The sequence below is a fragment of the Streptomyces sp. NPDC054841 genome (assembly GCF_053611045.1).
Genome location: NZ_JBSGZO010000357.1, coordinates 1 through 8,921 on the forward strand (window position 1 = coordinate 1; position 8,921 = coordinate 8,921).

Genomic DNA, 8,921 nt, shown 5'->3' on the forward strand with positions numbered 1-8,921 from the left:
GGGGGCGGGGGGCCCCCCACCCCGCGCCCTATGCCACCGCACCACGCTCACCGCGCACCGCGCATTGCACGACGAGAGGCAACCATGTCGCCCTCCCGCGCCCGGACCACCACCGCGCTCGCACTGCTGCTCCTGGCCACCACCGCCTGCACCGCCGTGGAAAACGAGTCCACGCCCGCCCCGCACACCACCGCACCCCCGCCTGTGACCCGGCAGGCCAAGCAGTTCCTGCTGCCATTGGACGCCTATGCATCGACGGTGGCCGAGACCCACGTCGTGGAAGACGCACAGGACATCCTCATGCGCCGGTGCATGAACGACCTGGGCATGGAGTGGAAGACCCTGCCCCGGGTGGACGCCCGGGACGTCGATCCGCCGAACCTCCGCCGGTACGGAGCCGACGAGACGGAAGCCCTCCACTACGGGTACCACCCCCGCCCCGACCCGCCGTCGGTGATACGGCGCAACCGCGCCTGGGACGAGCGCGAGGCGCTCCCGGCCGAGGTGCAGCGCGCGGCCTACGGGCCCTCCGGCAGGGGCGGCTGCCTCAAGACCGCCCAGCGCCAACTCGTCGGCGACACCGCCCCACTCGACTTCCACGCCTTCAACCAGCTGACCGGCACCGCCCTGGAGGCCTCCCGGCGCGCTCCAGAAGTACGCGACGCTCAGCGCACATGGCGCACCTGTATGGCGAAGAGGGGCTTCGACTACACGGACCCCACGGCCGCCGCCATCAGCGAGCGCTGGAACACGGCCGAACCCACACCGGCCGAACACGCCACCGCCCGCGCCGACGTGGCCTGCCAGCGGTCCACCAAGGTGATGACGGTCTGGGCGGCGGCCGAGACCCGCATCCAACGCCGTCTGATCCAGCAGAACAGCGATCGGCTGCACGAGGTGAAAGCCCGCAAGGACCGCTGGCTGGCCGCCGCCTGCAGTGTCCTGAACCGCGAGAGCCGCACACATCAGCAGCATCACGAGTCCGATCAATAGCCGGACCTACCCTGTGGGCCCGTAACAGGTGACAGCAAGGATGGTGGCAGCCGTGACATCGCACACCGGTGCGCTCTTCGCCGATGGTCCGGTGAGGAGGGTTCTGGAGCTGGCCGTCGCGGTCCAGGACTCGGCGGGGGCGCAGTCCCTGGACGACGAGCTCCGGCGTTTCATCCGCATCGCCAGAAATCGAGGTGCCGGGGAGTGGATGTGCCCGCTCGTGACGATCACCGCTCTACTCGGCCACGTTGCCGACCTCTGCGCGAGCGGGGACGCCGTCGCGGATATGCCGCAAAGTTTTCGGCAGGTCCTGCTGCGGGGATGGACGCGGCCGAATATCTTCACACCTTGGCGGGGATGCTCCGGATTCTCGCGAACGACCCTCACGAGGACTACGACGAACTGCCCATGGCCCAGTGGCAAGCGGGAGTGAGGTTCCCCCACCTCAAGGGATTCGGCGTCAATTGGGTGGACGAAGGAGAATTCGCGACGCTACAGGAATCGATTCAAGCGGCGATCGCATCCGAGCACCCTTACTGTGCCGAATTCTTGACCCCGCTCGCCACCGAGGCCCAGTCCGCCCTAGTGCTCTTTCCCGGGGAGCGAGCGATGGCGAACGGACCTGCAGGCGATGTTCTCGTTCGTGACTCCTCCCTCCGGATAAATCCGGAGGGCTTCTCCTGTCGGTGGCTAGGCCACATCGGGAAGGACCAGCCCGGCCCTGATAGCGACGTTGAGTGCACCGACATGATCGGCATTGGCGGTGTGACCGCACTGGGTGCACTCGAACTTCTCTTGGGTAGTGCGGTTCTCGCCGGACACATACCCGCAGGCGGGGCAGGTGCGGGAGGTGTTGCGGGGGTCCACCGGGATCAGCTTGCGACCGGCGCTCTCAGCCTTATGCGCAAGGATGCCCAGGAACACCCCCCAACCCGCATCGTGGATACTCCTGTTCAGCCCGGCCTTGGCCGCCGCCCCGTTGGGCAGGAACGCGCCGGGGGTCTGAGGGTCGGGCTTCGGCTTCGGGGCGCGGACCATGTTCGCGATGCTCAGCCGCTCGTGCGCGATCACGTCGTAGGTGTGGACCAGTGCGAGCGCGGTCTTGTGCGCGTGGTCGGTGCGCTGCCGGCGGACCTTGCGGTGCAGCGTGGCGACCTTCTCCACCGCGCGGCGGTGCCTTGCTGTGCGATTGTTCCGCTTGCGGCGGCCGAACGCTTTTAGTGCCCGCTGGGCCTTGGCGAGAGCGTCTGCGTTGCGTTTGCCGTGTCTCGGGTTCGGCTGGTGTTCGCCCTGGCTGGTGGTGAGGAAGTGGGCTATGCCCATGTCGATGCCGCACGCCGCGCCCGTGGCGGGGAGCGGTTCGGCGGGCACCTCGTCACAGGCGAGGATCACATACCACTGCTTGCCCTCACGCTTGACGCTGACCGTCTTGACCCGGCCCTTTACGGGCCGGTGCTGGTGCACGCGGATATGCCCGACACCTTGCAGCCGGACCCGCGTCACCGCCTCGTGCGGGGTGGAGTCCCAGCCACAGCCGTCCCCGTCCTTGGGGAAGTCCACGGTGTCGAACCAGTTCACACCCCGGAAGCGGGGATAGCCTGGCTTCTTGCCGGCCTTTACACGCCGGAAGAACGCCTGGAACGCCTTGTCGAGACGGCGCAAGGTCGCCTGCTGGGACGAGAAAGACCAGCGGCCTTGCCGCTCGGGGTCGAAGGCGCGGACGTCCTTGAGCTGCGCGGACTGCTGCCCGTACCGGACCGTCGTCTTCGACACATGCCGGTAGGCGTCGCGGCGCTCCTGAAGTGCGCCGTTGTAGAGGGAGCAGTGATCCCGAAGCATCTCACGCAGAGCCTGGGCCTGGCGGACGGTGGGGCGGAGGAGGAACTTATACGCGCGGTGCACGCTCGCCCTCCTCTTCCTCTCGCTTCTTCGTCCAGGGGCGTTCCCACTGGGTGTTGATGTACTTCTCGATCGTGTCCGCGCTGACCGCGCCGACCGAGGCGACGAAGAACGACGACGACCACAGCGTGGGCATCCGCGACTTCAGGTGCGGGAACTCCTCCCGCAGAACGCGCGAGGTGAAGCCCTTGAACTGGTGCGCCACGTAGGAGGCGGACGCCTTCGGCCCGTGCTTGACGAACAGGTGCACGTGATCGGGCATCACCTCAAGGGCGATGATCTCCCAGCCCTTCTCGGCGGCCTTCTGCTCGATCAGCTCACGCAGCCGGACCGCGACCCGCCCACCGAGGACCCGGCGGCGGTACTTCGGGCACCACACCACGTGGAGCCCCAAGTCGTACACGCCGCCGGAGTACCGGCGAACCTTCCTGGTCACAGCCACGCGATCACTATACACGCGCCACGCATCTAGTTGCGGTCAACAGTGCAGACCCGTATGCACAGTTGAGGACAGAGCAGCCCAGAGAAGCGATTCCCCCACCGGACAAATCCGGTGGTCCCCTCGCTAGCTATCCGATGGAGGCCGTCAACAACGACCTGGCCGAGTCCGGTGAGCTGGTGGACGCGCAGGGGCTGGTCGAGCCCGCGAAGACCCGTTTCGTGAGCGCGGGCGAGGACGGCCGGCCCGTGATCTCGGACGGTCCTTACGGCGAGACGAAGGAGCTCCTCTGCGGGTACTGGGTACTGGACTGCGCGAGCCTCGACCGGGTCACGGACATCGCGGCCCGCATCGCCCAGTGTCCGGTCCCCGAAGGCGCGCCCGACTACCCGGTGGTCATCCGTCCGATCCAGGACGGCGGAGGCGATCTGTGCCCGTGACGCGTACGACCGACGTCGAGGACCTGCTGCGCCGCCACGCGCCGCAGGTCCTCGGCACGCTGGTACGCAGGTACGGACGCTTCGACCCGGCCGAGGACTCCGTACAGGAGGCGCTGCTCGCCGCCGCACAGCAGTGGCCCGAGGAGGGTGTGCCGGACAATCCGCGCGGCTGGCTGATCAGGGTCGCCTCGCGCCGGCTGACCGACCAGTTGCGCAGTGACGAGGCGCGGCGCCGGCGCGAGGAGACGGCCGCGCAGCTCGTCCCCCGTGACGCGTTCACCGCGCCGCCTCCCGGTGAGGGCCGGGCCCCGTCCGATGACGACACCCTCACGCTGCTGTTCCTCTGCTGCCACCCCGAACTGACGCCCGCCGCGCAGATCGCGCTCACCCTGCGGGCCGTCGGCGGTCTGACGACGGCCGAGATCGCCCGCGCGATGCTGGTGCCCGAGGCGACGATGGCGCAGCGCATCAGCCGGGCCAAGGCGAGGATCAAGGGCGTGCCGTTCCGGCAGCCGGGTCCCGAGGACCGCGACCAGCGTCTGGCCGCCGTGCTCCAGGTGCTGTACCTGATCTTCAACGAGGGTCATACGGCGACGTCGGGGGCCGTCCTGCACCGCGCCGACCTGGCCCATGAGGCGATCCGGCTGACCCGGTCCGTACGCAGGCTCCTGCCCCGGGAGGGTCCGGTCGCCGGGCTGCTGGCCCTGATGCTGCTCACCGAGGCCCGCAGCGCGGCGCGTACCGGCCCGCACGGCGAGCTGATTCCCCTCGACGAGCAGGACCGCTCCTTGTGGAACCGGGGCGCGATCGCCGAGGGCACGGCTCTGGTGGAGGAGGCGCTCTCCGAGGGCCCGGCCGGCGCGTATCAGCTGCAGGCGGCGATCGCGGCCCTGCACGGCGAGGCGGCACGGGCGGAGGACACCGACTGGCCGCAGATCCTGGCCCTCTACGACGTTCTGGTGAGCCGCGCGCCCGATCCGATGGCCGAGCTGGGCAGGGCGGTGGCGGTCGCGATGGTGTCGGGCCCGGAGGCGGGGCTGGCGGAAGTGGCGAAACTGGAGGACCGGCTGACGGGTCATCACCGGCTCGACGCCGTACGCGCCCATCTCCTGGAGAGGGCCGGGGACACCGAGGCCGCGCGTGCGGCCTACCAGCGGGCGGCCCAGGGCACCCTCAGCGTGCCCGAGACCCGCTACCTCCAGATGCGGGCGGCCCGGCTGCGCGCGTGAGCCGCGAGCCGCGAGCCGCGAGCCGCGGGGCCGTGAGCCATGGTCCGCAAGCCATGGGGCCGCGAGCGATGGGGCCGTGAGGAAGTCCGGTACGGAGTCTGGTCATTCACCTGACCCGCCAGTACCTTACCGCTCAGTAAGTTCCTGTCTCCCTCCTGCCCCACGCCTTCAGGAGCGCACCGTGAAGACAGCACTCTCCCCTGCCCTCGCCGCGATCGCCGCGGCTCTCGCGGTCACCGTCGCCTCGGCGGCCCCGGCACCCGCGAGCACCCCCAAGGACGGCCTCCGTGAGGTGCTGTTCGTCGGCAACAACTGGGAGGGCACCGCCGATGTCCTCGAATCGTCCGGTTCCCTGACGAAAGTCGGGCGGATCAACGTCGTCCCGGACAAGGACGAGCGGCTGCGCGAGATCTATCTCAACCCGGTGAAGCTCGCCTACTTCCTCGGGATACGGATGTCCGTCGGCGAGGGACACGACCAGTTCGTGGACGACATGTACTCCACCCCGGACGGGTCGGCCATCGTCGTCTCCCGGCCGAGCTTCGCCGACGTCGTCTCGATCGACGTGGCCACCGGCCGGGTCAAATGGCGCTTCCCCGTTTCCGGTTTCCGCTCCGACCACATGGCCGTCTCCCCGGACGGCACGCGTGTCGCCGTATCCGCGTCCACGGCCAACACCGTGCATGTCCTCGACATCGACACCGGCCGCCAGACAGGCTCGTTCAAGACCGGCGACAAGCCGCACGAGAACGTCTTTTCGGCCGACGGCAAGTACATCTGGAACAGCGCGATCGGCGAGGTCAACACCGCCCTCGACGACCCGGTCTTCGACTGGACGAAGGGGGATCGCAAGATCACCGTCGTCGACGCGAACACCTACCGGACCGTGAAGGTCATCGACATGCGGGAGCGGCTGGACGCCTTCGGCCGCAAGGACCTGTCCGACGCGGTACGGCCGGTGGCCTTCACGCCCGACGAGTCGAAGCTCTACTTCCAGGTGTCGTTCTTCAACGGCTTCCTCGAGTACGACGTCGCCACCGACCGGATCACCCGCCAGAAGACCCTCCCGAAGAACCCGGACACCAGCGAGGACCGCACGACCTGGGTCAACGACTCACGCCACCACGGCATGTCGATGAGCCCGAAGGGCGACAAGATCTGCATCGCCGGGACGATGGACGACTACGCGACGGTGGTCGACCGGGCCACACTCCAGGAAGGGCCGCTCGTCACGGCCTCGAAGCCGTACTGGGCGACCGTGAGCGGGGACGGCAAGTCCTGCGTCATCTCCGAGAGCGGCGCCGACTCGGTCACCGCCATCGACTTCGCGACCGGCCGGAAGGTGGCGTCCGTGCCGGTCGGGGACCACCCGCAGCGGGTACGGCTCGGCCATGTGGCGGCCGACTGGACGGGTCCTTCGGCCGCGCGGGATTAGCCCGGGTACAGCTGTCATGCTCCGATCGTCCCGTCCGGACCAAGGGGCCGCCGGTCCTTGTACGCCCTGGCCCCTCCCACTGGGCCAGGGGGGCCGGCTGTCGGACGGGACGTGCGTGGCGACCGCACCGGAGGGATCATCGGGGCATGAGCCCCACGATTCATCTCGCCCAGCAGCCCGAAGCCGACGAACTCCTCGGGCGCAGCCCTCTGGCCGCCCTGGTCGGCATGCTGCTCGACCAGCAGGTCCCGATGGAGTGGGCCTTCTCGGGCCCGTACACGATCGCCCAGCGCCTCGGCGGCGACGACCTGGACGCCCACGAGATCGCGGCCCAGGACCCGGAGGCCTTCGTCGCGTTGCTGTCGGAGAAGCCGGCGGTGCACCGCTACCCGGGCTCCATGGCCAAGCGGATCCAGCAGCTCTGCCAGTACCTGGTGGACGAGTACGACGGCGATCCGACCGCGCTGTGGAAGGACGCGTCGTCGGGCAAGGAGCTGCTCGCCCGGCTCAATGCGCTGCCCGGCTTCGGCAAGCAGAAGTCGCAGATCTTCCTGGCGCTGCTGGGCAAGCAGTTCGGCGTCACGCCCGCGGGCTGGCGGGAGGCGGCGGGGGCGTACGGCGAGGCGGGTTCGTACCGTTCCGCGGCGGACATCACGGGTCCCGAGTCGCTGGCCAAGGTGCGTGCGCACAAGCAGGAGATGAAGCGCGCGGCGAAGGCGGCCAAATGACACACAAGTACGCCCGAAGACGTACTAGTTGATGTCAATGCTGCTAAACATCACGTGAGTTGCGGCACAACTGTTCACAGAACACTCAGAGATCGCTAACTTCCCCTCAACCTCATTCATACAGGGAAGGACCTCTGTGACCGCGACCCATCGCAGAGCCATGGCCACCCTGGCCGCAGCCGCACTCGCGACCCCGCTCCTGCTGGCATCCGCCTCCCCCGCCACCGCACACCGGCACGACCCTGCCAAGGAAGCGGCCAAGGAAGCAGCCAAGCTCTCCAAGAAGCTGGTCCGCGAGTCGTCCGCCAAGGACGCATACAAGCACCTGCAGAAGCTCCAGCAGATAGCCGAGAGCAACAGCGGCAACCGTGCCGCCGGAACGCCGGGCCACGAGGCGTCCGCGGCATACGTCTACAAGCAGCTGAAGAAGGCCGGGTACGACGTCTCGTACCAGGACTTCGAGTTCATGTACACCGAGACCCAGGCCGAGAAGCTGTCGGTGGTCTCGCCCGCGCCGCGCGATGTCGCGATATCCGCGATGACCTACACCAAGTCGACGCCCGTCGGCGGTGTGAAGGCGGACCTGGTCGCCGCGCCCGTCGACGCCGACGGCACCAACGGCTGCGAGCCGACGGACTTCGCCGCCGGCACCTTCACCGGCAAGGTCGCCCTGGTCAAGCGCGGCGGCTGCACGTTCGCCGCCAAGCAGGAGAACGCGGCGGCCGCGGGCGCGATCGGCGCGGTGATCTACAACAACACCACGGGCGCGCTGTCCGGCACGCTCGGCGGCCCGGAGGCCGGCAAGATCCCGACCGGCGGCATCACGCTCGCCGAGGGCGAGAAGCTCGCCGCGGACCTCGCCAAGGGCCCGGTGAGCATCAACTTCGAGATCCGCCAGCTCCAGGAGAAGCGGACCACCCGCAACGTCATCGCGGAGACCAAGCACGGGAACGCCGCCAACACGGTGATGCTCGGCTCCCACCTCGACTCCGTGGTGGCCGGCCCCGGCATCAACGACAACGGCTCCGGCTCCGCCGGTCTGCTCGAAGTCGCCCTGGAGCTCGCCGAGTCCCACAAGCGGCCCGCCAACAAGGTGCGCTTCGCCTGGTGGGGCGCGGAGGAGAACGGCCTGCTCGGCTCCGAGCACTACGTCGCGAACCTCAGCGACCTGGGCAAGAAGGAGATCAAGCTCTACCTCAACTTCGACATGATCGCCTCGCCGAACTACGGCCTGTTCGTGTACGACGGCGACAACTCGGACGGTGTCGGCGCGCCGGCGGGCCCGGCGGGCTCCGCGCAACTCGAGCGCGACATCAACGAGTTCATGGACAAGCAGGGCAAGCCGCACGAGGGCACGGACTTCACCGGTCGCTCCGACTACGGCCCGTTCATCGAGGTCGGCATCCCGTCCGGCGGCACCTTCACCGGCGCCGAGGGCCTCAAGACCGCCGCGCAGGCCGAGAAGTTCGGCGGCACGGCCGGTGTCGCGTACGACGCGTGCTACCACGCCAAGTGCGACGACATCAAGAACATCAACATGACCGCGTTCGACGCCAACATCGACGTCATCGCCAACGCGGTCGGCACGTACTCGCAGGACCTGAGCTCCCTGCGCAAGCCGGTCGTCACCGTCCCGACGGACGGCGACGCGGGCAGCGGCGGCGGCCTGCACGACGGCCACGACCACGAGGTGACGGAGTAACGGGGCTCCGCCCCGGAACCCGGACGGTACCGGGCGCTTCGAAGCATGCCCGGTAC

7 protein-coding genes and 1 pseudogene are annotated in these 8,921 nt (G+C 68.8%); 6 read left to right on the plus strand and 2 right to left on the minus strand.

Going from position 1 to position 8,921, the window contains the following annotated elements; genetic code table 11:
- Window positions 1-84: 84 nt before the first annotated feature.
- On the plus strand, window positions 85-993 hold the full coding sequence (locus tag ACWGI8_RS32850; protein WP_453666526.1) for a hypothetical protein: 909 nt from the start codon (window positions 85-87) through the stop codon (window positions 991-993).
- A 690-nt stretch (window positions 994-1,683) separates the two neighbouring features.
- Here the strand turns inward: ACWGI8_RS32850 and ACWGI8_RS32855 are convergent.
- Window positions 1,684-2,895 (minus strand): RNA-guided endonuclease InsQ/TnpB family protein, encoded by a 1,212-nt coding sequence (locus ACWGI8_RS32855; RefSeq protein WP_453666528.1) that lies wholly within the window; start codon window positions 2,893-2,895, stop codon window positions 1,684-1,686.
- Complete coding sequence (tnpA, locus tag ACWGI8_RS32860; RefSeq protein WP_453666530.1) at window positions 2,879-3,334, minus strand: IS200/IS605 family transposase; 456 nt, start codon at window positions 3,332-3,334, stop codon at window positions 2,879-2,881. The genes ACWGI8_RS32855 and tnpA overlap by 17 nt, the downstream gene beginning before the upstream one ends.
- Window positions 3,335-3,468: 134 nt before the next feature.
- Here tnpA and ACWGI8_RS32865 point away from each other — a divergent pair.
- The 5 genes and pseudogenes from ACWGI8_RS32865 to ACWGI8_RS32885 form a co-directional block, all read left to right on the plus strand.
- Window positions 3,469-3,771: pseudogene (locus tag ACWGI8_RS32865) on the plus strand (YciI family protein); the annotation flags it as partial.
- A complete protein-coding gene (locus ACWGI8_RS32870) occupies window positions 3,768-5,000 on the plus strand; it encodes an RNA polymerase sigma factor (protein WP_453666532.1) in 1,233 nt (410 codons plus the stop codon). The pseudogene ACWGI8_RS32865 and the gene ACWGI8_RS32870, both read left to right, overlap by 4 nt.
- A 181-nt stretch (window positions 5,001-5,181) precedes the next feature.
- A complete protein-coding gene (locus ACWGI8_RS32875) occupies window positions 5,182-6,435 on the plus strand; it encodes a YncE family protein (RefSeq protein WP_453666534.1) in 1,254 nt (417 codons plus the stop codon).
- Between the two features lie 146 nt (window positions 6,436-6,581).
- Window positions 6,582-7,163 carry an HhH-GPD-type base excision DNA repair protein gene (locus tag ACWGI8_RS32880; protein WP_453666536.1) on the plus strand — a complete coding sequence of 194 codons (582 nt, stop codon included), beginning with the start codon at window positions 6,582-6,584 and terminating at the stop codon, window positions 7,161-7,163.
- Window positions 7,164-7,323: 160 nt separating this feature from the next.
- Window positions 7,324-8,865 carry a M28 family metallopeptidase gene (locus ACWGI8_RS32885; protein WP_453666538.1) on the plus strand — a complete coding sequence of 514 codons (1,542 nt, stop codon included), beginning with the start codon at window positions 7,324-7,326 and terminating at the stop codon, window positions 8,863-8,865.
- Window positions 8,866-8,921: the final 56 nt, after the last annotated feature.